Raw genomic sequence first — 21752 nt, 5'->3', positions numbered from 1 at the left:
GAATCCACTATGTCCAGCGATTTCGTCGTCGGCAAGACCGCGATCAACGGCCTCCGCAGCACCATCGGCATCGGCGCCGCAGTCGCGCTGATCGCCGGCATCCTCATCCTCGTCTGGCCGATCAAAGCCGCCTTGGTGGTGACCTTGATCGTCGCGATCTACGCGATCCTCGTCGGCGTGGTGAACGTCGGCGTCGGCGTGGTGTCGAGATCCCTCGGTGGCTGGGCACCCACCGGCCACATCGTGATCGGCGTGCTGTTCATCATCGTCGGCGTCTCGGCGTTCTTCAACCTCAGCGGCACCACGGTCTGGCTGGGGTTCTTCGTGCCCATCGTCCTGGGCGTCACCTGGATCGTGGACGGCATCGTCGCCTTCACTGCGCCGAGTGGTGGCCAAACGAGGGGATGGGCGGTCGTCGTCTCCGCGATCGTCAGCATCGTCGCCGGCATCCTCGTCGCCCTCTCGGCGCTGTGGTCGCCTGTCGTTTTCGTGCTGGGCCTGGGCATCGCGCTGGTCGTCATCGGCGTGATCGGGTTGTTCCGAGCCTTCGCGTTCGGCCGGAGCTGAATCCGGGGCCAGGCGCACCCCGTCGAGTTGTGGGGCCCGCCTCGCTGGTCGCCTCGGCCAGCGTGCTGACCGAGTACGTTTAGAACGCCGCGTGCCGCCACGCCCTTAAAAGGCCGCCCTCACGGGCGGGCTTGTCTCGAATCAACAGCGCGTGACAGCGACCGCGGCGGATGTGGTGGAGCTTCTGGGACATGACTCGAAACGGGCGCGAGCGACTGAAACGCTCATAGTCCTTCTCACCGAAGCACGTGATTACGCGGGATCGGGCACCCTCTCGCCGCATTTTCGCCGAGCGCACGTCGTCACGGCCGATGAGATCAGAGAGATCGCAAAGAGGCACGACGAAGGTGTCTCGATGCGGTCAATCGCCGAACAGCTCGCCTTCGACAGGAAGGCGATCGCGACCGCGCTCCGCGGGTCTCGATCCGACGGTGGCACTGCAAATACGGGCTACGCCTCACCGGCCTCGTCGAGCAGCACGGTGAGCACGTCGAGCAGGCGCGGCACCCGGCGCTCGACTGCCGCCCAGAGCAGCACCTGGTCGACCGAATTCATGCGCGATGACGTTCCGCATGCCGATGATCTTCTCGATCTCGGGAACGCGGGCGGCAGCCGCCGGGTCGGACTTGCGCAGATTGTTCAGCGCCTCGCCGAGGATCTCGAACTGGCGCTCGACCGCGGAGCGCAGCTTGAGGTCGCCTGCATGGCCCTCGAAATCGGTGTCCGCCGTGAACTCGTGCACCGCCTTGACCGCGTCCAGAGCATCCCAGAGGAATGCTGCGGAGTCAGGCTGCATACAGTTCCACGGCCTCACCGAACGCGCGCTTGGCGAAGCACGGATTCCTCACCGCGCTCGCAACCACGAGATCGACCTCGCGGCCGACGATGCGCACCAAGTCCCCCCGCAGACCGAAGTAGTCGCTGAACCGGTCCTCTCGCCGCGGATCGAAGTCGACGAGAAAGTCGACGTCACTCGTCTCCGGGTCGAAGCGGTCGGTCACCGCCGAGCCGAATATCCGCAATCGGGTAACGCCGTGCGCCTCGCAGGCGCGCGCGATCGCTTCACGGTCGAGGGACGACGTCGCGGCGGTCACACTTGCATTGTCCCAGACACCCTTGAGCCAAGCCAGCAACTCGAACTGCGCGTGACAGCGACCGCGGCGGATGTGGTGGAGATGCCGGGAATCGAACCCGGGTCCACTGCTGTGGTCCTCCGCCTTCTACGGGTGTATCCGTCGAAACGTCTCTCGACCCTGGAGCTTGCCGACGGCAGCCACTCCAACAGGCCCAGCCTCAGAGAATGTCGCTCAGCACCCTGAGGTGCGATGCCGAGCCAAGCCCTCTAGCTGACGCCAGAAACCGGATAGAGAGCAATCCCCGGTCTGACGGCCGTCTATCTAGTCGGTGTGTTGACTAGGCCGCGAGAGCGACCTGAGCCTTAGCCGAAACGGCAGTGCTGTTTGAATTGGCACTTGTTTTTTCGCAGGGGGCGTTAACGAGATAACCCTGCCTTCTCGACCCGCTTCTCGGAATTGCGCAGGCAATGTCGAAACCGATCATCCCCATGCGTCGCCGCGGGCTGTCACGCGCTGTTGAGTTGCTGAGATGCACCTGCCACGAGGGCAGCACATCAGGATACAACGCCCCCGCCCGGCGATCGATTCCGGACGGCGGCGGGCGCGGCTTCGGATCAGGCCGCGGCGAACCGGATCATCCGGTCGAGGTGCAGCTCATCCGACATCGAGCGCAGGCGGGCGAGCGTCGCGGCCCGGCACAGCCCGTCCCGGCCACCTAGTGCGGCTGCTGCGCCGCGCGCAGCGGCGTCGGCGTGCCGGCGAGCTCGCGCGCGACGTGCGAGCGGGCGTGGGCGACCGCGGCATCCATCGAGTCGAAGAGGTGGTTCTCGTGCCGCAGCGCGTCGAGCACGCCGACCTTCTGCACCAGCGCGAGATGGCGGTCCTGGACGCCCTTGATGAGGACCGTCACCCCCCGCCGCTCGAGGCCGGTGACGAGTTCGGTGAGAAACTGCGCCCCGGTCGCGTCGAGAATGCGCACCTGCGACAGCCGCAGGACGACCACCGACACGCCTTTCGCCCCGGCGACCTGGTCGAGGATGCGCTCGGCCGCGCCGAAGAACAGCGAGCCCTCGAAGCTGAAGATCGCGATGCGCTCATCGCCCGGCGCGCGGGGCTCGGGCATCGGCAGGCGGTGCACGCCGGAGAGGCGCGAGATGTTCCACAGCGCGACGAGCGCGGCGAGGAGGATTCCGATTCCGACGGCGTAGATGAGGTCGACGCTCACCGTGATGACGGCCGTGACGATGAAGATCATGGCGTCCGACCGGGATGCCCCGACCACGGCCTTCATCGTGCGGCCGTTGACCATGCGGAACGCCGTCACCATGAGCACGCCCGAGAGCGCGGCGAGCGGGATCCTGGCGACGACCGCCGCCGCGAAGATCACGATGACGAGCAGCACGATACTGTGCGCCATCGCGCTGAGGCGCGTCTTCGCGCCCGAGCGCACGTTGACCGCGGTGCGGGCGATGGCGCCGGTGGCAGGCATCCCGCCGAAGAACCCGGCCGCGATCGAGGCGAGGCCCTGGCCCACGAGCTCGCGGTCGGCGTCGTAGCCGCCGACGTCGTCGAGGGACGAGGCGACGCGCGCCGAGAGCAGTGACTCGATGGCGGCGAGGACGGCGACCGTCGCCGCCGGGGCGACCAGGCTGCCGATCGTCGACCAGTCGGCGGTCGGCAGGCTCGGGGCGGGGAACCCGACCGGCAGCTGGCCGAGCGGCGTCGCCGGGATCCCGGTGACGATCGCGAGGAGCGAGACGATGATGATCGCGATGATCGAGCCCGGAATGACCGGCACCCGGGTCGTGAAGACCATGATGAGCGCTACCGCCGCGACGATGGCGAGCTCCCACAGGGCGACCGGCCAGTGCGCCGCTCCCACCGCCTGCACCGCCGCCACCGCCGCGTTGGAGGACAGCCCGTGCGCGCTCACGCCGACAGCGTTCGGCACCTGCTGAAGGAAGATCGTCGCCGCGATGCCGAGCGTGAATCCCTCGATGACCGGCCACGGGATCATGCCGACCGCGCGCCCGATCTTGAAGACGCCGCCGAGCACCACGAGCAGGCCCGCCATGAGGCAGATGATGCCGAGTACGCCGGTCCCGCGCGTGGCGATGATCGGCGCGAGCACGACGACCATCGCGCCGGTCGGTCCGGACACCTGCACGTTCGAGCCGCCGAAGATCGCGGCGACGACGCCGGCGATGATCGCCGTGACGAGCCCGGCCTCGGGGCCCGCGCCGGAGCTCACCCCGAAGCCCAGCGCGAGCGGCAGGGCGACGATGCCGACGGTGAGTCCCGAGAGCAGGTCCACCTTCCAGGTGCGCGGCACGAGCGCGTAATCGGATGCCGCCGGCAGCAGCCGCCTGACGTAGCTCAGCGCACCCACCGTGCCGCCTCCTGCTGCTCTTCGAGATGGGCCGTCGCGTCGGAGTGCGTCGTCTCGAGGACCTCGGCGAGCAGGGCGCGAGAGACGTCGAGCAATCCCCCGACATTCGCGTACGCCAGACGGTAGTAGACCTGGCTGCCGCGGCGGTCGGACTCGACGAGGCGGTAGCGGCGCAGCACGGCGAGGTGCTGCGAGAGATGGGAGGCCTCGAGGCCGGTCTGCGCGAGCAGCTCGCCCACCGACAGCTCGCCGGGCTCGGCATCGTGCAGCAGCTCGAGCACGCGGATGCGCACGGGGTGCGCGAGGCCTTTGAAGAGGTCGGCCTTGACCTCGCTGAGAGACGGACGCACGCCTGCTGAACTCCTTGATGATTTGATGGATTCATCATATCGACCGCGGCGAGATCGGAGTCGCGACCCTTCCGACGCCGTTCGGGGCCGCTCTGTCGATCTCGCGCCTACGCTGGGCGGGTGAGCGATACCTTGACCGAGGCGGGCACGCGGCTCGAGAAGGACGTGCGCGAGGAATCCCGCTTCGACACCCCGTGGCGCACCGTCGTGTGGAACGATCCGGTCAACCTCATGTCGTACGTCTCGTACGTCTTTCGCACGTACTTCGGATTCGACGAGGCGAAGGCGACCCGCCTCATGCTCCACGTGCACAACGACGGCAAGGCGATCGTCGCCGAAGGCGCCCGCGAGCTCATGGAGCGCCACGTCCAGGCCATGCACGAGTACGGCCTCTGGGCCACCGTCGACAAGGCGCCGCTCTGATGCGCGTGCAGCGCAAGCGCGGTCGGCTGTTCGTCGCCTTCGCCCCGCCCGAGCGCGAGCTGCTCGAGAACCTCGCCGCCGAGCTCGTCGATCTGCTGCGCGGGCGCGACCTCGCCGGCACCGGCACGCGCGACCCCGCGGTGGAGCGGCTGCTGCCGGATGCCTACCGCGACGATATCGAGGCGAGCCGCGAGTATCGCTCGCTCACGGAATCCGATCTCGTCGACATGAAGGTCGAGAACGCCATGATGCTGGCGCGGGCGGCCGGCGGCGAGAGGGCCGTCGAGGTCGACGACGACGAGTTCGTCTCCTGGCTCCGGGCGATCACCGATCTGCGGCTCGCCCTCGCGACCCGGCTCGGCATCGAGAAGGACGACGACGAGGGCGATCCGCGGCCGGAGGCGGCCGCGACCCGCGCCGCCTACTGGTGGCTCGGCGCGCTGCAGGAGAGGCTGATCGCGGCCTAGGGGCTACTCGCCGCGGAGATTGCGCGAACGCATCGCGCGCTCGGCCTCGCGCTTGTCCTGCGCCTCGCGCAGCGCCTGGCGCTTGTCATACTCGCGCTTGCCCTTGGCGACCGCCAGCTCGACCTTGGCGCGCCCGTCGGCGAAGTAGAGCTGCAGCGGGATGAGCGTGTAGCCGCCCTGCGCGACCTTGTTCGCAAGCTTGACGATCTGCTCCTTGTGCAGCAGCAGCTTGCGCTTGCGGCGGGGGGCGTGATTCGTCCAGGTGCCGTCGGCGTACTCGGGGATGTGCACGGCATCCAGCCATGCCTCGCCGTTCTCGACGAAGGCGTAGCCGTCGACAAGGGAGGCGCGCCCCTGTCGCAGCGATTTCACCTCGGTGCCGGTCAGCACGAGACCGGCCTCGACCGTGTCCTCGATGAGGTAGTCGTGACGCGCCTTGCGGTTCGTGGCCACGACGTTCTGGCCCTTCTCACGAGGCATAGCCGTCCAGTCTACCGGGGCCGACTGGACGGCGGCGATCCAGCCGGCTGCCGCCTCGGCCCCGCGCCCGACAGCCGGTCAGACTTTGAGGTGGCGGGTGATCGCGATGTTCGAGGCGATCGCAGCGACGACGATGCCTGCGACGAGCAGGATCGGCACGACGATGAGTGCGTCGCCCGTGCCCACGAACGCCGTGAACGGAACCGCGCTCTGCAGGTAGCCCTGCACGAAGAACCGCACGATCGCGACCACGGCACCACCCGCGAGCAGCGAGCCGACCACCGCGGCGATGACTCCTTCGAGGATGAACGGCGTCTGGATGAATCCGTTCGACGCCCCGACGAGGCGCATGATGCCGAGCTCGCGCCGGCGCGACACCGCCGACAGCCGGATGGTCGTCGAGATGAGCAGCGCCGCCGCGACGAGCATGAGCGCGGCGATGCCGATCGCCGTGAAGCTCGCCGTGTTGAGCATCGCGAAGATCTGGTCGAGGTAGCTGCGCTGGTCGGTCACCGACTGCACGCCCTTGACGTTGGCCAGCGCCTGGATGATGACGCTCGACTGGTCGGGGTTGACGAGGTTGATCCAGAACGTCTGGTTGAGCATCGCCGGCGTCACGTACTTGACGACCGGATTGCCCTTGAGCTGCTGCTGGAAGTCCGTGTACACCTGGTCGTGGTTCTGGAACGTGGTGCTCTTGATGAACGTCGCCAGCGTCGGCGAGGACAGCAGAGCCTGGACGTTCGCGATCTCGTCGGCCGAGGCGTCCGCGCCCGAGCAGGTGGTGGACTGGTCGGTCGCCGTGCACATGTAGACGGCGACCTGGGCGCGGTCGTACCAGTAGCCCTTCATCTGCGCGATCTGCATCTGCATGAGGATCGCCGTGCCGACGAAGGTCAGCGAGATGAACGTCACCAGCACGACGGAGATCACCATCGAGAGGTTGCGGCGCAGGCCGTTGCCGACCTCGCCCATGACGAGCGCGAAGCGCATCAGGCCTCACCGCCCTGGTCGGCGCCGTCGGGCGCACCCTCGGTGCCCGTCGGGCGCAGGCCGAGCCGCTCGGCTATGCCGAGTTCGAGCGGTGGCACCACTTCGGGTGCGACGACGGTGACGGGCGCGGTGACGATCCGCGCGCCAGCCGGCGCCGCGACGGGGGCGACCACGCCGGTGGGAAGCTGCACGACGACGGGCTGCTCGGGGGCGGGAGCCGGCGCCGGCTTGAGGACGGGGATCGCGACGGTGTCGCCGTACCCCGCCTCGCGCTCGTCGCGGATGATCCTGCCGCCGACAAGCTCGATGACGCGCTTCTGCATCTGGTCGACGAGACCGGCCTCGTGCGTCGCCATGACGACGGTCGTGCCGGCGGCGTTGATGCGCTGGAGCACCGCCATGATGCCCGCGCTCGTCGCCGGGTCGAGGTTTCCGGTGGGTTCGTCGGCGAGGAGGATCTGGGGCTTGTTGACGACGGCCCGCGCGATGGCGACGCGCTGCTGCTCGCCGCCGGAGAGCTCGTGGGGCATCCGGTCGCCCTTCCCGCCGAGGCCGACGGTCTCGAGCACGTCGGGCACCGCCTCCTGGATGAAGCCGCGCGACTGACCGATCACCTGGAGGGTGAACGCGACGTTCTGGTAGACCGTCTTGTTCGGAAGCAGCCGGAAGTCCTGGAAGACGACGCCGAGGTTGCGGCGGAAGAACGGCACCTTGCGCGTCGAGATCGTGCCGAGGTCCTGACCGAGGACGTGGATGGCGCCACGGCTCGGCCTGTCCTCCTTGAGGATGAGCCTGAGGCAGCTGGTCTTGCCGGACCCCGAGGAGCCGATGAGGAAGACGAATTCGCCGCGTTGCACCTCGAAGGAGACGTCGTCGAGCGCCGGCTTCGGCGTGCCGCGGTACTGCTTCGATACGTGCTCGAACTTGATCATCGCCCGCCCAGGCTAAGCAGGCCGCCCGCGGCATCCGGTCAGCGACGCGCCTTGGCGGCGGATGCGCCGGACACCGCTAGGGAAGGACCGCGACAGCCTGGATCTCGATCCGGGCGGCAGGCATCGCGAATCCCACGACAATCGTGGTGCGAGCCGGGCCGGGTTCGGGCCAGATCTTCAGATACTCGGCGTTCCAGGCCGCGAAGTCGGCAGGGTCGGCGAGGAACGCCTCGAGTTTGACGACGTGCGCCGAATCCGTCCCGGCGTCGGCGAGCACGGCGAGCAGGGCGCTCAATGCCCCGGCCGCCTGCGCCGCGAACGGCGGCTCCTCGGCCCCGAAGACGGCGGGGTCGATGACCCCCGAGGTATAGACCAGATCGCCGGCGACCACGGCACCGGCAAGCATGGGCGACTGGCCGGGCGCGCGGATGAGCTCGGCCATCAGCGTTCGATCCTCGTCACCGCGCGACGGTCGAGGTCGGCGATCCCGCCGCGGCCGAGCAGCGTGAGAACCGTGCGAAGCTCGTCGCGCAGCAGTTCGTAGGTGCGCACCATGCCGGCCTCTCCGGCCGCGGCGAGGCCGTAGACCGCGAGCCTGCCGAGAACCACGACATCGGCGCCGAGCGCGATCGCGGTGACGATGTCGCTGCCGCGGCGGATGCCGCTGTCGATGGCGATGCCGACCTCGGGCCCGACCGCGTCGCGGATGAGCGGCAGCGCGTCGATGGACGCCATCACGCCGTCGAGCTGCCGACCGCCGTGGTTGGAGACCAGGATGCCGCTCGCGCCGGCCTCGACCGCGGCGAGGGCGTCCTCCGGCGTGATGATGCCCTTCGCGAACCAGGGCAGCGGGACGTTCGTCATGAGATCGCCGAGCTTGCTCCACGGCCACACCGGCGCGTCGATGTCGAAGAGCTGGCCGAAGATCTCATCGACGTCGACGCCCGAGCCGGGCGGGTAGTTGCCGCCGACGACGTCGATGCCGGGCTCGAAGCGGTTGTGCAGGTTGCGTTCGCGCCATCCGCCTGTCGGGCAGTCGCAGGTGACGCAGATGCCGCGGTAGCCTGCATCCTCGAACCGCTTGAGCATCCGCACGAAGTTCTCCTCAGGACCCATCGGATGCAGCTGGCCGAAGGCGGCGGCCGCGGGGGCCGCCGCCGCGATCTCTTCGATGGGATGCGAACCCGCCTCGGGCGCGATGCTCGCCGCGCCCATGAGGGCGTTGGCACGGGCGACGGCGACCTGGCCTTCGGGGTCGAAAAGTCGGTCGGCCCCGAAGGGAGCCGTGAGGATGGGCAGCCCGAGATCGACGCCGAGGAAGGAGGTGGCGAGGGACGGCGACTCGAGCCCGCTCATCACGCGCGGCTGCAGCGCCCAGTGCTCGAAGGCGCCGCGGTTGCGGCCGAGCGTCAGCTCCTCGCCGGCGCCCCCTTCCAGGAAGTCGCGCACGGCGGGGTCGAGGCGTGCAAGCGCCGCCTCGTGGATCTCGTCCAGTGTGTTGAACTGGGTGGTCGTCAGTGGTTCGGTGATGGTCATTTCGTCACTCCGCGTTCTCGAGTTCGGTTAGAAGGGATCGGTCGCTCACCACGTCGCCGACGCCCGTGATGAGGTCGACGACGGCGCTCACGGTGAGCGCGCTCTTGGCATCGTCGGAGACGTCGTGGATGATCCGCCCGCGGCTCATGACGAGCAGGCGGTTCCCCATGCGCAGCGCGTGGTCCATGTTGTGCGTCACCATCACCGTCGCGCAGTCCATCTCGGCGACGAGCTCGGCGGTGAGGCCGAGCACGCGCTGCGCTGTCGCCGGGTCGAGGGCGGCGAGGTGCTCGTCGAGCAGCAGCACGTCCGGGGCGACAAGACCGGCCATGATCATCGTGAGGCTCTGCCGCTGGCCCGCGGAGAGCAGCCCTACGCGATCGTGCATCCTGTCCTCGAGGCCCAGGCCGAGACGCGCGACCCTCTCGCGCAGCAGCGCGCGCCGGTGGCCGCGCAGCGCGAAGCCCAGCGTGCGGCGCTTGCCGCGAGCGAGCGCGAGCGCGAGGTTGTCCTCGATGCTGAGCTCGGGGGCGCTGCCGACTCGCGGATCGTCGAAGACGCGCGCGACGAAGCCGGCGCGCTTGTAGTCGGGCCAGCCGGTGACGTCTCGCCTCTCGAGGACCACCTTTCCGGTGGTGGGCTTCGCCGCTCCTGAGATGATCTGGACCATGCTGCTCTTGCCGGCCCCGTTCGAGCCGACGACGGTGACGAACTCGCCCTTGTCGACCACGAGGTCGATGCCGCGCAGCGCCTGCACCTCGTCGACGCGGCCGCGGTTGTAGACGAGACGTACGTCTCGCAGTTCGAGCATCGGATCAGCCATGCGAGGCTCCTATTCGCGCGCGGGCGGAAGAGTTGGCGGGCGTGCGACGCTCGCGTAACCGGACGGTGTAGCGCTGGACGGCCGGTGCGAGGTACCCCTGCGCCGCGACAGCGATGATGAGGGTGAGGGCGGTGACGGCCTTGAGATCGCCGGCCGGAAGGCCGAACCGCAGCGCCGCCACGAGGATGAGGCGATAGACCAGGCCGCCGAGCAGTACGGCGAGAACGATCCTGACGACCTGCGAGCCGCCGGGATTGAGGAAGAGCATTCCGAGCAGGACGGAGCCGGCGCCGAGCACGAAGACGCCGGAGCCCATGTTGACGTCCGCGTAGCCCTGCATCTGGATGGTGAGGGCGCCGCCGAATGCGCTGAGCGCGTTCGACATGCCCAGGGACAGGATCAGCATGCCCCGGTCGCTGACGCCCTGGCTACGCACCATCCGCTCGTTCACCCCGCTCGCGCGCAGCGCCAGGCCGACCTCGGTCTTCAGGAAGACGGCGAACGCGGCGAGCATGAGGACGACGATGCCGCCCAGGACCGCCGAGGTGGCCAGGTCCGCGGCCCTGCCGGGCGCTGGCGCAACGGCGCTGAAGATCGTCTGCATCCCGGCGAGACTGAGGGTCGGAAGGCCGAGCACACGGAGCGTGATGCTGAAGAGGGCCATGTTCATCACGAGGCCCGCGAGAAGCACCGGCAGGCGCAGGAAGAGTGTCAGCGCCGTTGTCGCCATGCCGGCGGCGAAGCCGGCAGCGGCCGCGGCGATCATGGCGACGACCGGATTCACCCCGGCGACGATGAGGATCCCGGCCACGCCGCCGCCGAACGCGTAGCTGCCCTCGACGGTGAGATCGAAGTCCTGCCGAATCTGCAGCACGATGAAGACGCCGAGCACGACGGGGACGAGCGGCAGACCGGTGACGAGCGTGTCCACGAGGATGTTGATGAGCATCAGATTCCTTTGCGGGAGGGAAAGTGGGCGGGGGCCGACGGCCCCCGCCCAACGGGTCACTGGACGGTCGCGCTGTCGAGCACGTCCTTGGGGATCGTCAACCCGAGCGCCGCGATCGTCTTCTTGCTGAAGACGACGTCGAGGCCCTGGGGCTGCGCGAACGGAACGGTCCCCGGGGCGGCACCCAGGAAGACCTTCGCCGCACCCTCGCCCGCAGTCGTGCCGGTCTCGGGGTAGTTGGCGCCCAGGCTCGCCAGCACGCCGGACTTCGTGACGTCGCCGCCGACGACGTAGAGCGCGACCTTGGCGGCCGTCGCCGCGGCGCCCACCGCGTCGATGCCGGCTATGACCGTGGCATCCGGGCCGATGAGGATCGCGTCGACACGCCCCTCCAGACTGCGCGCGGCCTGGGTCACGTCGGCCGGGCCGGATACGGTCGACTCGACGATCGAGTAGCCCGCCGGGCCGGCCGCCGCCTTCAGCGCCTTGACCCACACCTGCAGGTTCTGGTTCGATGGGTCGTAGACGGTGCCGATGCTCTTCACGCCGGGCTGGGTCGCCTTGATCTTCGCCAGCAGCAGTCCCGGGTCGATGTAGTCCGTGCTGCCGGTGACGTTGCCGCCTGGCGCATCGAGCGACTTCGCGAGGCCGGCGCCCACCGGGTCGCCCATGGCGAGGGCGAAGATGGGCTTGTCCTTGACCAGCTGGGCGAGCGCGATGACGGCCGGGGTGCCGATGACCGCGAAGGCGTCGTCGCCGGAGCCCGCGAAGTCACGGGAGATGCTGGAGATGAGGCTCTGGTCGCCGTTGGCGTTTTTGAGGTCGAAGGTGAACGTGGCGTTGGGGACGCCGGCCTGGAGGGCGTCCTCGAACTTCTTCACGACGGTGTCGAGAAGATCGGCCTGGGCGACCTCGAAGACGCCGATCTTGTACGAGGACTTCACCGCGGTCGAGCCGCTGGGCGATCCGGACGTGCTGGACGCCGGTGAGCTCGAGCAGCCGGCGAGGACCAGGGCGGACGCCGCGGCGAGCGCGAACGCCGCCGAAGCGTGTCGCCAGCGGCGCTGGCGAGATGTCTTGATCATTGGGGTACTCCGTCTCGGTGAGGGCGATGGACTCCCGCTAGCAGGACATGGGAGGTTCTTCTCATGTTGGGGAGATTCACGAGGCGGCGCAAACCAAAGGGAGCGATGAAATGGGAACTTATTCCCGTGTTAATGTGGACGACATGGAAGACTCAGCGCTGAGCCCTGCCGATCTGACAACGCACAAGAAGCTGCGCGCGGATGCGTTCCGCACCCGAGAGCACCTCCTCGACGTGCTGGGCGCGATGCTCGAGGTCCGCGGGCTCGAGATCAGCCTCCCCGACCTCGCCAAAGAGGCCGGGGTCGCGACCGCGACCGTCTACCGGCACTTCGACGACGTCCACGAACTCCGAGAGGAGTTCTACCGCCGGACGGTGACGCACCTCGTCGCCGAGTTCGAGGAGACCCTGGTGACCTCCCGCGGCAGGACCGCCTTCGACCGGGTCTGCGCGGCGTGGGTGAAGACGTCCATCGGGTGGGCGCGCGCGGCCACCTTCATCCGCAGCGCCGAGGGATACCTCGAGCGGGTGCGGCGCGGGGACGATCTCCTCGTCCGACTCCACCAGCTGCTTACCACCGTCATCGGGCAGCTCGTCGACGACGGCGACCTGCCCCGCCAGGACGTCGAGTACGCGACGCTGACCTGGGTGACGCTCTTCGACGAGCGGGTGCTCGTCGACCTCGAGTCAGGGCTCGGCTGGGGCTGGAAGAAGATCAGCCGGCACCTCTCGGCGACGACCCTCGCCGCCCTTGGCGCCCGCTAGTCCTTCGGCTGCTTGCGCCAACGGATGCCCGCGGCGATGAATCCGTCGATGTCGCCGTCGAAGACCGCAGCAGGGTTGTTGACCTCGTACTCGGTGCGGAGGTCCTTGACCATCTGGTACGGCGCGAGCACGTAGGAGCGCATCTGGTCGCCCCAGCTGGCCGTGATGGTGCCGGCGAGGTCCTTCTTGATCGCGGCCTCCTCCTCGCGCTTCTTCAGCAGCAGGCGGCTCTGCAGCACCCGCATCGCCGCGGCGCGGTTCTGGATCTGCGACTTCTCGTTCTGCATCGAGACGACGATGCCGGTCGGGAGGTGCGTGATGCGCACCGCCGAGTCGGTGGTGTTGACGGACTGCCCGCCCGGCCCCGACGAGCGGAACACGTCGACGCGGATGTCGCCCTCGGGCACGTCGATCTCGTCGGTCCCCTCCATGAGGGGGATGACCTCGACGGCGGCGAAGGAGGTCTGACGCTTGCCCGCCGCGCCGAAGGGGCTCATGCGCACCAGGCGGTGCGTGCCCGCCTCGACGCTGAGGGTGCCGAAGGCGTACGGGGCGTCGACCTCGAAGGTCGCCGATTTGATGCCCGCCTCTTCGGCGTAGGAAGTATCCATCACCTGCACCGGATAGCCGTGCTTCTCGGCCCAGCGCAGGTACATGCGCAGCAGCATCTCGGCGAAATCCGCGGCGTCGACGCCGCCGGCGCCTGCGCGGATGCTGACGACCGCGGCCCGCTCGTCGAACTCGCCGTCGAGGAGGGTCTGGACCTCGAGGTCGCCGATGGTCTTCGTGAGCACCGCGAGCTCGTGCTTCGCCTCGGCGGCCGCGCCCTCGTCGCCGGCCTCGTTCGCGAGCTCGACGAGCACCTCGAGGTCGTCGAGGCGACGCTCCACGCCCTCGATGCGAGCGAGTTCGGATTGCCGGTGCGAGAGGGCGCTCGTCACCTTCTGCGCCTTGTCGGGGTCATCCCACAGGTCCGGGACCCCGGCCTGCTCGGACAGGTCGACGATCTGCGCCCTGAGGGAGTCGACGTCGACCACCGTCTTGATGTCGCCGAAGGTGGAGCGCAGTTCGGCGATGGGGGCCGAGAGGTCGAGTTCGAGCATGTCCGTCCCAGCCTACCGGCGGGCACCTCCTGGCCCGCGGCCTTAGGGCCTTCTCAGGGGTCGGACCCTAGACTCGTGCCAGCCCCCGCGGGAGTGGTGAAACCGGCAGACACGCAGGATTTAGGTTCCTGTGCCGAAAGGCGTGAGGGTTCGAGTCCCTCCTTCCGCACAGCCGATTGAGGGGTGCGGAGAGGAAGCTTGCCTTCTCGACCGAGCCGGTCGAGGCCGCCGAGAAGCGGGTGCCAGTACGAGCCCGCTTCGAGCACCGGCCTGCACTCCCCCGCAGTTCCCCGAACTTCTTCACCTTTCCCCCCACCCGACACCGCACCGGAGATCCGTGCATCACATCCTCAGCGCATCGCTCCTGCCGTGGCTGGACCCGGGCTACATCATCCACTCGGTCGGCCCGTGGGCGCTGCTCGTCGTCTGCGCGATCATCTTCGCCGAGACCGGGCTGCTCGTGGGCTTCATCCTCCCCGGCGACACGCTGCTCATACTCTCGGGGCTGGTCTCCGCGCGCGTCGACGCCGCGGGCAATCCGGCGCCGCTGTTCGGGATTCCGGTGTGGGGCGTCGCCCCGCTCATCGCCATCGCGGCGATCCTGGGCGGACAGCTCGGCTATCTCATCGGCCGCCGGCTGGGCCCGCGCATCTTCGAGCGCAGGGACAGCGGCCTGTTCTCGAAGGAGAACGTCGAGCGCACCAACCGCTTCTTCGTCCGCTTCGGCCCCGTCGCGGTCATCATCGCCCGCTTCGTGCCCGTCGTGCGCACCTTCGCGCCCATCACGGCCGGCGTCGGCAAGATGGACTGGCGGAGGTACACGCTCTACAACGTCATCGGCGCCGCGGTCTGGGGTATGGGCCTCACGGTGCTCGGCTGGGCGCTGCACTTCATCCCGCCGGTGGCGCACTTCGTCGAGAGCTACATCGATCTCATCCTGCTCGGTGCCGTCGTCGTCACCGTCATCCCGGCGCTCGTCCACTACCTGTCGACGAGGCACAAGGCGCAGCGCGCGACTCAGTCCTGACTCCGACTCCGCTGCTGCAGGCAAGAACCCTCGCATCCTGGTCCCCGCAGCCGCGGAGGCACGAGGTGCGGCTTCTCAGGGCGCCCCGGGGACTAGTTGGACGCGGTAGCCGTATCGCGGTCCCGAGTGTCGGCTTCCCGCGGTCTCCCGAAGCCCGGATCGGCGGAAAGCCGACATTCGGCTCAGGCGTGGACCAGATCGCGGAGCAGCGGCTCGAGGGCGGCGAACGCGCGCGCCCGATGGCTGAGGGTGTTCTTGTCCTCGGGAGCGAGCTCGGCCGCGCTCTCGGCACAGCCGTCCGGCAGGAAGACCGGGTCGTAGCCGTGGCCGTTCGCGCCGCGTGGCGCGCGCAGCAGGCGGCCCGGCCAGATGCCGTCGACGATGTGCTCCTCGCCGCTCGGCAGCACGAGCGCCATCGTCGCGCGGAAGTGCGCGCCGCGGTGCGGGTCGGGCACGTCGGCGAGCTGGTCGAGAAGCAGCCGGTTGTTCGCCGCGGCGTCGCCGTGGACGCCCGACCAGCGGGCCGAGAAGATGCCGGGCGCTCCGCCGAGCACGTCGACGCAGATGCCCGAGTCGTCGGCGATCGCCGGCAGGCGGGTGAACGCGACGGCTGCGCGCGCCTTGATGAGCGCGTTCTCGGCGAAGGTGATGCCGTCCTCGACCGGCTCCGGCCCTTCGTAGGGCTCGATGACGAGATCGGGGATGCGTGCGCCGAGGATGCCCTGAAATTCGGCCGCCTTGTGCTGGTTGTGCGTCGCGAGGACGACGCGGAGCGGCATCCGCCTCACCCCTGAGCGAGTGCGGCGGTTTGGATGCGCGTCAACTCGGCATTCCCGGCGAGGCCCAGATCCAGGAGCGCGTCGAGCTCGCGGCGGTCGAACGGCGCGCCCTCGGCCGTGCCCTGCACCTCAACGAAGAGCCCGCGGCCGGTGACGACGATGTTCATGTCGGTCTCGGCGCGGGAGTCCTCGACGTAGGCGAGGTCGAGCAGGGGGGTGCCGTCGACGATGCCGACGGAGACCGCGGAGATGGAATCCAGCAGCGGCGTCGCGTTCTTGCCGATGAAACCCTTGCTGCGGCCCCACTCGATCGCGTCGACGAGTGCGATGTAGGCGCCGGTGATCGAGGCGGTGCGGGTGCCGCCGTCGGCCTGGAGCACATCGCAGTCGATGACGATGGTGTTCTCGCCGAGAGCCTTGGTGTCGACGATGGCGCGTAGGCTCCGACCGATGAGACGGCTGATCTCATGCGTGCGGCCTCCGACCCGGCCCTTCATCGACTCGCGGTCGCTGCGCTCGTTCGTCGCACGGGGCAGCATCGCGTACTCGGCGGTGACCCAGCCCTTGCCCTTGCCGGCAAGCCAGCGCGGCACGCCGTTGGTGAAGGACGCCGTGCACAGCACCCGCGTCTCGCCGAACGAGATGAGCGCGCTGCCCTCGGCCTGCTTGCTCCAGCCGCGCTCGATGGTCACGGGGCGGAGATCGGTGGGGGCGCGGCCGTCGGCTCGGGTTTCGTTGCTCACGTCAAAAGGCTAGTCAACGTATGCGTCCGACCGGCCATCAGCGATTCGGCGGCGGGCACGCCGAATCGCGAAGCGACCGGCGCGAAAATCACTACAGCTCGATCGCGCCCGTCTCGACGTGGTCGACACCGCGGACCTGGAGGCCGAGCATCCGGTTGGCGAGGAGCTGGAACTCCTCGGTGTCGGCCCCGGTGGTCTCGTAGCGGATGACAGGCGGCAGCGTGGAGCGGCGCTCCAGGCCCCGACCGACGATCGTGCGGTACACATCGTTCGCGGTCTCGACGTCGGAGCTCACGAGGGCGACGCCGTCGCCCATGACATAGGAGATGAGCCCCTTGAGGAAGGGGTAGTGCGTGCAGCCGAGCACGAGGGTGTCGATGTCGGCGTGCCGGAGCGGCTCGAGGTACTCCTCGGCGACGGCGAGCAGCTCGGGGCCGCTCGTCACGCCCGCCTCGACGAACTCGACGAAGAGCGGGCACGCCTGCGAGACGATCGTGAGGTCGGGCGCGGCGGCGAAGGCGTCCTCGTAGGCGCGCGAGTTCACGGTGCCGACCGTTCCGATGACGCCGACGCGCCCGGTGCGGGTCGTGGCGACCGCACGGCGGACGGCGGGCTGAATGACCTCGACGACGGGCAGCGCGTAGCGCTCGCGGGCATCCCGCAGCATCGCGCTCGAAGCGGTGTTGCAGGCGATGACGAGCATCTTGACGCCCTGGTCGACGAGCGTGTCGAGAGCGTCCAGGGCATAGCGGCGCACCTCGGCGATGGGCTTGGGACCATAGGGCGAGTGGAGCGTGTCGCCGATGTAGAGGACCGATTCGTTCGGCAGCTGGTCGCGCACTGCCCGCGCGACGGTGAGGCCGCCGACGCCCGAGTCGAAGATGCCGATCGGCGCGTCCATGTTCCTATTGTCGCGCCCGTCCTTGCCGGGCGCGAGTCGCTCCGCGGTTCGGCGTACACGCCGCCGAACCGCTGATTGCCGGGTCTCGAGCCTTGTCACCGGCGGCCGACGACACGCCCGCCCTCCCGGCAATCAGCGATTCGGCGACCTGCGCGGCGAATCGCGCCCGACCGTCTCGCGCCGGGTGAGGACCGGCGCGAAGATAAGCACTGTGACTTCGACGGCGCTGCTGACCGACCGGTACGAGCTGACGATGCTCGACGCCGCGCTGCTCGACGGGACGGCGTCGAGGCGGTCGGTGTTCGAGGTGTTCGCCCGGCGCCTGCCGCTCGAGCGCCGCTACGGCGTCGTCGCAGGCACCGGGCGACTGCTGTCGCTGATCGGCGACTTCCGGTTCGGGGATGCCGAGCTGTCCTGGCTCGCCGACCACGACGTGGTGCGCCCGGCGACGATCGACTGGCTCGCCTCGTTCCGGTTCAACGGCACGATCAACGGCTATCGGGAGGGCGAGATCTACTTCCCCGGCTCGCCGCTGCTCTCCGTCGAAGGCACCTTCGCCGAGGCGGTGCTGCTCGAGACTCTGGTCCTCTCGGTGTTGAACTACGACTCGGCCGTCGCCACGGCCGCCTCGCGCATGGTGCAGGCCGCGCACGGCCTCCCGCTCGCCGAGATGGGCTCGCGCCGCGCCTCCGAGGACGCCGCCGTCGCCGCCACCCGCGCCGCGTACATCGCCGGGTTCGCGACGTCGTCGAATCTCGAGGCGGGGCGGAAATGGGGCATCCCGACGATGGGAACTGCCGCGCACGCCTTCACGCTGCTGCACGACTCCGAGGAGGAGGCGTTCCGCGCGCAGGTCGCGGCCCTGGGTGTCGGCACGACACTCCTCGTCGACACGTACGACGTGCACACCGCGATCGAGACCGCCGTGCGAGTGGCCGGCCCTCGGCTCGGCGCGGTGCGGCTGGATTCCGGCGACCTGCCCAAGCTCGTGAGATCTGTGCGCGCCCAACTCGACGCCCTCGGGGCCGTGAACACGAAGATCACGGTGACGAACGACCTCGACGAGTTCGCGATCGCGGCCCTGACAGGTTCGCCGGTGGACTCCTTCGGCGTCGGCACCTCCGTCGTCACCGGCTCCGGGGCGTCGGCGGCGGGCATGGTCTACAAGCTCGTCGCCCGGGAGGGGGCGTCGGGCGAGTGGGTCGGCGTCGCCAAGAAGTCGACGGGCAAGGCGTCGGTCGCAGGCCGGAAGGCCGGCATCCGGCGGCTGGAGGGCGGGGTGGCGACGGCCGAGGTCGTCGACGTGGCCTCCGGCGACGGCGAGGATGCCCGCGGTGCGGCCCAGGGCGGCCGACTGCTCACGGTGCCGCTGCTCGTCGACGGCGAGCCCTGGGCGGAGTTCACGGGAGCGGTCGGCACCGTGGCCGCACGCGAGCATCACGCGGCCGTCATCGAGGAGCTGCCCGAGGACGCCTTCCGCCTCGGCAGGGGTGAACCCGCCCTGCCGACGGTGTTCGTGTAGCGTGACCCGCCCTCACTCGTCCGCGAGCTGCTCGTAGATGCGCGTGCAGTCGGGGCAGATGGGGAACTTCTCGGGGTCGCGGCCGGGCACCCACACCTTGCCGCAGAGCGCCTTGACGGGCTTGCCGGTGACCGCCGACTCGAGGATCGCCTCCTTGCGCACATAGTGCGCGAAACGGTCATGGTCGCCTTCGTCGAGCTCGCTCTGCTGGAGCAGTTCCTCGAGTTCGCGGTCGAGCACATCGGTGCTCCCGCCGCCGGTCCCCGGTTCGTCGATGCTGCGCATAGGACAATCCTCGCCGAAATCCCCCGAATCGACCTCACCGTGCCGTCATGACGTCGATTCGGCGGATCTCGGTTCGCGGCGGGCGCGGCGGGCTACGCAGCGGTGATCGCCGCGTCGAGGATCTCGGGGCCACGGCGATCGTAGACGAGGGAGCCGAGCGCGATCCCTCCCCACCCGGCGGCGAGCCCGAGCACGGCGCCTGCGGCGAGCGAAGCCCAGGCCCAGCCTCCGCCGAAGAGCACGAAGAGCACCCCGAACCCGATCGCCGGAATCGAGACGAGCAGGACGATGAACAGACTCACGGATTGCACGAGCGCCGCCAGGGAGCCGGTCGACTGGGGCTGCTGGAACGGGCTCTGACCCGGCTGGGCGACCGGGTACGGCACGAGCGCCGAGGTGATCGACGAGATGCCGAGCCCGGCGAGCAGCAGCACGAGGGCAACGCCGACGGCAGCGGGCAGGATTCCGGGGTCGCCGTAGCCCACGGCGGTGAGGGCCGCCCCGACCGCGACGAGGATGATGCCGACGCCGAGCACCGGCACGGCGCGGCCGATGCGGTCGGCCCGGCCGGACACCCCCGCGGCGAGGTGCAGCCACACCGCGGTGCCGTCGTAGGCGACATCGTTGTGCATCGACCAGCCGAGGAACAGCGCCATGACCGGCAGCGGCAGCAGCGCGAGAATATGGCCCGGCACCGCGTGAGACAGCCAGAGCCCCCCGACCGCGATGCCGGGGATGATCGGGATGACGATGAGCGCCACCCAGTAGCGCGGGTCGCGCCCCCAGTAGGTGAGCGAGCGGGCGGCGACGGCACCCCAGCGGTTCTGCGGCAGGCGCGAGAACCAGCCGAGACCCCCGTAGAGCCGCACCTCGGCGGTGCGGCCGGGCGAGACGAGGATGCGCGCGACCAGCGCCTGCCATGCCCACAGCAGCAGGACGACGGTCGAAGCGGCGAGGAACAGCTCGCCGATGGCTGCGCCCCAGTGGCCGAGCGAGGCGTCGGCGGGCGCGGCCCAGGGCGCGCCGAAGGGCGTCCAGCGCAGCACGTCGGCCGCCGCGGTGACGAGCGCGCGCGGGTCCTGATGGCGGACGAGCCCCAGGAGGACGACGAGCGCCGGCCCGGCGATGATGACGAGCAGCAGCCCGAGCACGCCGGTGACCTCGCGCGAGCGCCGGGTGTCGAGCAGGATCCCCGCCGCCGCCGTCGCGACGCGCGAGGCGAGCACGCAGGTTGCGACGCCGAACGCCGCCCCGATGACGGCGACGATCGTCGCCCCGACGGAGTGCGACCAGGTCACGATCGAGGCGAGCGCGCACAGCACGAGAGCGACGCCGGGGATCGTTAGCGCGCCGGCTGCCCCGAGGCCGGCGGCGAGCTGCCGCGGCGGAATCCCGAACAGCGCGAATGCCCGCGGATCGAGGGTGTCGTCGACGCCGAAGACGAGCGGAAGGAGGAGGAATCCGAGCGTGACGACCACCCCGGCGACGACGACGAGGTCGCGCACCAGCGGAACGTCGGCGGCGAAGCGGGCGCCGACGAGGGCGGCGACGATCCAGACGGTGAGGCCGAGGCCGTAGGCCAGGCCGATGACCATCCCGATGAGCTGCAGGACGCTGCGCCGGAACTCGCCGCGCAGCAGCGCGAGCTTCAGTCGGAGAAGTCGTGCAACCATTCCAGCCCCTCTGGCGCCTTGCGACCGCCCGCGAGCTCGACGAAGCGCTCCTCCAGGGTCTTGCCCGCGCGCACCTCGTCGGCGGTGCCGGCGTCGAGCACCACACCCCCGACGATGATCGCGACCCGGTCGCAGACCCGCTGGACGAGGTCCATCGAATGGCTGGAGAGCAGCACGGTGCCGCCGGAGGCGACGTAGCGCTGCAGGATCTCGATGACGTTCGCGGCGCTCACCGGGTCGACCGACTCGAAGGGCTCGTCGAGCACAAGCAGGCGCGGCGAGTGGATGAGAGCGGCGGCGAGCGCGATCTTCTTCGTCATCCCCGCCGAGTAATCCGCCACGAGGCGGCCGAGCGCGCTCTCGAGACCGAGCGCCGCGACGAGGTCGGCGGAGCGCTCCGTGACGGTGGGTGCGGGAAGGCCGCGCAGCGCCCCGGCGTAATAGAGGAACTGCGCCCCGGTGAGTCGGTCGAAGAGGCGCAAGCGGTCGGGCAGCGCGCCGATGGAGCGCTTGGCGCGGTCGGGGTCGGCCCACACGCTCTGACCATGGACGAGGATCTCGCCGGCGTCCGGTCTGAGCAGGCCGGTGATCATCGAGAGCGTCGTCGTCTTGCCGGCGCCGTTCGGCCCGACGATGCCGGCGAACGACCCTTCGGGGATGTCGAGGCTCAACCCGTCGACGGCGATCGTCTCGCCAAACCGCTTGAAGAGGCCGCGGATCGAGACCGCGACCGGCCTCGCGACGGGTACCTCGGCCGTGGCGAGCGAGCTCATCGTCGGAAGCAGCGGCTCGGCGGATTCCGGCGGCGCGGCCGCGGGCGCCGGCTTCGGTGCGGCAGGGCGGCGAGCGCGCGGTGCGCGGGCGACGGAGCCTCCGGCTTCGCCG

24 protein-coding genes, 1 tRNA gene, 1 other RNA gene and 1 pseudogene are annotated in these 21752 nt (G+C 69.6%); 7 read left to right on the top strand and 20 right to left on the bottom strand.

Annotation, left to right across the window (positions count from 1 at the left end; all coding sequences use genetic code 11):
* A partial coding sequence (locus M7D61_RS07230) for a DUF308 domain-containing protein (protein ID WP_366083870.1) occupies positions 1–567 on the top strand: 567 nt, incomplete at its 5' end.
* A gap of 607 nt (positions 568–1174) precedes the next feature.
* On the opposite strand, the pseudogene M7D61_RS09870 reads toward M7D61_RS07230, so the two are convergent.
* From M7D61_RS09870 to M7D61_RS07210, 5 genes and pseudogenes are all read right to left on the bottom strand, one after another.
* Positions 1175–1363: pseudogene (locus M7D61_RS09870) on the bottom strand (HepT-like ribonuclease domain-containing protein); the annotation flags it as partial.
* The gene (locus M7D61_RS07225; protein WP_298228995.1) at positions 1353–1661 is read right to left on the bottom strand and encodes a nucleotidyltransferase domain-containing protein; all 309 of its coding nucleotides are present in this window, start codon (positions 1659–1661) and stop codon (positions 1353–1355) included. The pseudogene M7D61_RS09870 and the gene M7D61_RS07225, both read right to left, overlap by 11 nt.
* Positions 1662–1734: 73 nt before the next feature.
* Positions 1735–2131: a transfer-messenger RNA gene (ssrA, locus tag M7D61_RS07220) on the bottom strand.
* Between the two features lie 227 nt (positions 2132–2358).
* A complete protein-coding gene (locus tag M7D61_RS07215; RefSeq protein WP_298228993.1) occupies positions 2359–4032 on the bottom strand; it encodes a SulP family inorganic anion transporter in 1674 nt (557 codons plus the stop codon).
* Positions 4020–4382 (bottom strand): metalloregulator ArsR/SmtB family transcription factor, encoded by a 363-nt coding sequence (locus M7D61_RS07210; protein WP_298228991.1) that lies wholly within the window; start codon positions 4380–4382, stop codon positions 4020–4022. Before M7D61_RS07210 ends, M7D61_RS07215 begins: the two co-directional genes overlap by 13 nt.
* Before the next feature lie 132 nt (positions 4383–4514).
* Here M7D61_RS07210 and clpS point away from each other — a divergent pair, with 132 nt between their 5' ends.
* Both clpS and M7D61_RS07200 read left to right on the top strand, forming a co-directional pair.
* Positions 4515–4805 carry an ATP-dependent Clp protease adapter ClpS gene (clpS, locus tag M7D61_RS07205; RefSeq protein ID WP_298229001.1) on the top strand — a complete coding sequence of 97 codons (291 nt, stop codon included), beginning with the start codon at positions 4515–4517 and terminating at the stop codon, positions 4803–4805.
* A complete protein-coding gene (locus tag M7D61_RS07200) occupies positions 4805–5272 on the top strand; it encodes a DUF2017 family protein (RefSeq protein WP_298228990.1) in 468 nt (155 codons plus the stop codon). The genes clpS and M7D61_RS07200 overlap by 1 nt, the downstream gene beginning before the upstream one ends.
* Before the next feature lie 3 nt (positions 5273–5275).
* On the opposite strand, the gene smpB is transcribed toward M7D61_RS07200, so the two are convergent.
* The 8 genes from smpB to M7D61_RS07160 all read right to left on the bottom strand — a co-directional run bounded on the left by smpB (position 5276) and on the right by M7D61_RS07160 (position 12070).
* Complete coding sequence (gene smpB, locus M7D61_RS07195; RefSeq protein ID WP_298228988.1) at positions 5276–5752, bottom strand: SsrA-binding protein SmpB; 477 nt, start codon at positions 5750–5752, stop codon at positions 5276–5278.
* Positions 5753–5830: 78 nt separating this feature from the next.
* A complete protein-coding gene (ftsX, locus tag M7D61_RS07190; protein ID WP_298228986.1) occupies positions 5831–6745 on the bottom strand; it encodes a permease-like cell division protein FtsX in 915 nt (304 codons plus the stop codon).
* Complete coding sequence (gene ftsE, locus M7D61_RS07185; protein WP_298228985.1) at positions 6745–7677, bottom strand: cell division ATP-binding protein FtsE; 933 nt, start codon at positions 7675–7677, stop codon at positions 6745–6747. Before ftsE ends, ftsX begins: the two co-directional genes overlap by 1 nt.
* A gap of 76 nt (positions 7678–7753) precedes the next feature.
* Positions 7754–8119, bottom strand: coding sequence for a RidA family protein (locus M7D61_RS07180; RefSeq protein ID WP_298228983.1), 366 nt, complete (start codon positions 8117–8119; stop codon positions 7754–7756).
* Positions 8119–9213 carry an alpha-hydroxy acid oxidase gene (locus tag M7D61_RS07175; protein ID WP_298228981.1) on the bottom strand — a complete coding sequence of 365 codons (1095 nt, stop codon included), beginning with the start codon at positions 9211–9213 and terminating at the stop codon, positions 8119–8121. The genes M7D61_RS07180 and M7D61_RS07175 overlap by 1 nt, the downstream gene beginning before the upstream one ends.
* A gap of 4 nt (positions 9214–9217) precedes the next feature.
* On the bottom strand, positions 9218–10036 hold the full coding sequence (locus M7D61_RS07170; protein WP_298228979.1) for an ATP-binding cassette domain-containing protein: 819 nt from the start codon (positions 10034–10036) through the stop codon (positions 9218–9220).
* Positions 10029–10985 (bottom strand): ABC transporter permease, encoded by a 957-nt coding sequence (locus M7D61_RS07165; protein WP_298228977.1) that lies wholly within the window; start codon positions 10983–10985, stop codon positions 10029–10031. The genes M7D61_RS07170 and M7D61_RS07165 overlap by 8 nt, the downstream gene beginning before the upstream one ends.
* 56 nt (positions 10986–11041) lie before the next feature.
* Positions 11042–12070, bottom strand: coding sequence for an ABC transporter substrate-binding protein (locus tag M7D61_RS07160; RefSeq protein ID WP_298228975.1), 1029 nt, complete (start codon positions 12068–12070; stop codon positions 11042–11044).
* 143 nt (positions 12071–12213) lie between these two features.
* On the opposite strand from M7D61_RS07160, the gene M7D61_RS07155 reads away from it, so the two are divergent.
* On the top strand, positions 12214–12834 hold the full coding sequence (locus M7D61_RS07155) for a TetR/AcrR family transcriptional regulator (RefSeq protein ID WP_298228972.1): 621 nt from the start codon (positions 12214–12216) through the stop codon (positions 12832–12834).
* Here M7D61_RS07155 and prfB read toward each other — a convergent pair.
* The gene (gene prfB, locus M7D61_RS07150; RefSeq protein ID WP_298228970.1) at positions 12831–13937 is read right to left on the bottom strand and encodes a peptide chain release factor 2; all 1107 of its coding nucleotides are present in this window, start codon (positions 13935–13937) and stop codon (positions 12831–12833) included. The two genes, M7D61_RS07155 and prfB, sit on opposite strands and share 4 nt — an antisense overlap.
* Before the next feature lie 87 nt (positions 13938–14024).
* Here prfB and M7D61_RS07145 point away from each other — a divergent pair.
* Together M7D61_RS07145 and M7D61_RS07140 are read left to right on the top strand one after the other, a co-directional pair.
* Positions 14025–14106, top strand: a tRNA-Leu gene (locus M7D61_RS07145).
* Positions 14107–14274: 168 nt separating this feature from the next.
* Complete coding sequence (locus tag M7D61_RS07140; RefSeq protein WP_366083866.1) at positions 14275–14964, top strand: VTT domain-containing protein; 690 nt, start codon at positions 14275–14277, stop codon at positions 14962–14964.
* A 182-nt stretch (positions 14965–15146) separates the two neighbouring features.
* Here M7D61_RS07140 and rdgB read toward each other — a convergent pair whose 3' ends face one another.
* From rdgB to murI, 3 genes are all read right to left on the bottom strand, one after another.
* Positions 15147–15743, bottom strand: coding sequence for an RdgB/HAM1 family non-canonical purine NTP pyrophosphatase (gene rdgB / locus M7D61_RS07135; RefSeq protein WP_298228968.1), 597 nt, complete (start codon positions 15741–15743; stop codon positions 15147–15149).
* A gap of 5 nt (positions 15744–15748) precedes the next feature.
* On the bottom strand, positions 15749–16486 hold the full coding sequence (gene rph / locus M7D61_RS07130; protein WP_298228966.1) for a ribonuclease PH: 738 nt from the start codon (positions 16484–16486) through the stop codon (positions 15749–15751).
* Between the two features lie 91 nt (positions 16487–16577).
* On the bottom strand, positions 16578–17387 hold the full coding sequence (murI, locus tag M7D61_RS07125) for a glutamate racemase (RefSeq protein ID WP_298228964.1): 810 nt from the start codon (positions 17385–17387) through the stop codon (positions 16578–16580).
* Between the two features lie 211 nt (positions 17388–17598).
* On the opposite strand from murI, the gene M7D61_RS07120 reads away from it, so the two are divergent.
* A complete protein-coding gene (locus M7D61_RS07120; RefSeq protein WP_298228962.1) occupies positions 17599–18909 on the top strand; it encodes a nicotinate phosphoribosyltransferase in 1311 nt (436 codons plus the stop codon).
* Between the two features lie 12 nt (positions 18910–18921).
* Here the strand turns inward: M7D61_RS07120 and M7D61_RS07115 are convergent, their stop codons facing one another.
* The 3 genes from M7D61_RS07115 to M7D61_RS07105 all read right to left on the bottom strand — a co-directional run bounded on the left by M7D61_RS07115 (position 18922) and on the right by M7D61_RS07105 (position 21640).
* Positions 18922–19194, bottom strand: a complete 273-nt coding sequence (locus tag M7D61_RS07115) for a DUF3039 domain-containing protein (RefSeq protein WP_298228960.1) — start codon at positions 19192–19194, stop codon at positions 18922–18924.
* A 92-nt stretch (positions 19195–19286) separates the two neighbouring features.
* Positions 19287–20867 carry a hypothetical protein gene (locus M7D61_RS07110; protein ID WP_298228958.1) on the bottom strand — a complete coding sequence of 527 codons (1581 nt, stop codon included), beginning with the start codon at positions 20865–20867 and terminating at the stop codon, positions 19287–19289.
* Positions 20843–21640: an ABC transporter ATP-binding protein gene (locus M7D61_RS07105; RefSeq protein ID WP_298228997.1), complete on the bottom strand. Its 798-nt coding sequence runs from the start codon at positions 21638–21640 to the stop codon at positions 20843–20845. Before M7D61_RS07105 ends, M7D61_RS07110 begins: the two co-directional genes overlap by 25 nt.
* Between the last annotated feature and the right edge of the window lie 112 nt (positions 21641–21752).

Origin of the sequence: Gryllotalpicola sp. (assembly GCF_027352875.1) — a bacterium.
Taxonomy (GTDB): Bacteria; Actinomycetota; Actinomycetes; order Actinomycetales; family Microbacteriaceae; genus Gryllotalpicola.
Note: the sequence above shows the minus strand (reverse complement) of the source record. Positions and strands in the feature narration are given on the sequence as shown.

Excerpts from the sequence above, each read along its gene's own strand:
- M7D61_RS07200 (WP_298228990.1), top strand. The coding sequence starts at position 4,805 with ATGCGCGTGCAGCGCAAGCGCGGTCGGCTGTTCGTCGCCTTCGCCCCG.
- smpB (WP_298228988.1), bottom strand. The coding sequence starts at position 5,752 with ATGCCTCGTGAGAAGGGCCAGAACGTCGTGGCCACGAACCGCAAGGCG.
- ftsX (WP_298228986.1), bottom strand. The coding sequence starts at position 6,745 with ATGCGCTTCGCGCTCGTCATGGGCGAGGTCGGCAACGGCCTGCGCCGC.
- ftsE (WP_298228985.1), bottom strand. The coding sequence starts at position 7,677 with ATGATCAAGTTCGAGCACGTATCGAAGCAGTACCGCGGCACGCCGAAG.
- M7D61_RS07180 (WP_298228983.1), bottom strand. The coding sequence starts at position 8,119 with ATGGCCGAGCTCATCCGCGCGCCCGGCCAGTCGCCCATGCTTGCCGGT.
- M7D61_RS07175 (WP_298228981.1), bottom strand. The coding sequence starts at position 9,213 with ATGACCATCACCGAACCACTGACGACCACCCAGTTCAACACACTGGAC.
- M7D61_RS07170 (WP_298228979.1), bottom strand. The coding sequence starts at position 10,036 with ATGGCTGATCCGATGCTCGAACTGCGAGACGTACGTCTCGTCTACAAC.
- M7D61_RS07165 (WP_298228977.1), bottom strand. The coding sequence starts at position 10,985 with ATGCTCATCAACATCCTCGTGGACACGCTCGTCACCGGTCTGCCGCTC.
- M7D61_RS07160 (WP_298228975.1), bottom strand. The coding sequence starts at position 12,070 with ATGATCAAGACATCTCGCCAGCGCCGCTGGCGACACGCTTCGGCGGCG.
- M7D61_RS07155 (WP_298228972.1), top strand. The coding sequence starts at position 12,214 with ATGGAAGACTCAGCGCTGAGCCCTGCCGATCTGACAACGCACAAGAAG.
- prfB (WP_298228970.1), bottom strand. The coding sequence starts at position 13,937 with ATGCTCGAACTCGACCTCTCGGCCCCCATCGCCGAACTGCGCTCCACC.
- rdgB (WP_298228968.1), bottom strand. The coding sequence starts at position 15,743 with ATGCCGCTCCGCGTCGTCCTCGCGACGCACAACCAGCACAAGGCGGCC.
- murI (WP_298228964.1), bottom strand. The coding sequence starts at position 17,387 with ATGGACGCGCCGATCGGCATCTTCGACTCGGGCGTCGGCGGCCTCACC.
- M7D61_RS07115 (WP_298228960.1), bottom strand. The coding sequence starts at position 19,194 with ATGCGCAGCATCGACGAACCGGGGACCGGCGGCGGGAGCACCGATGTG.
- M7D61_RS07110 (WP_298228958.1), bottom strand. The coding sequence starts at position 20,867 with ATGGTTGCACGACTTCTCCGACTGAAGCTCGCGCTGCTGCGCGGCGAG.
- M7D61_RS07105 (WP_298228997.1), bottom strand. The coding sequence starts at position 21,640 with ATGAGCTCGCTCGCCACGGCCGAGGTACCCGTCGCGAGGCCGGTCGCG.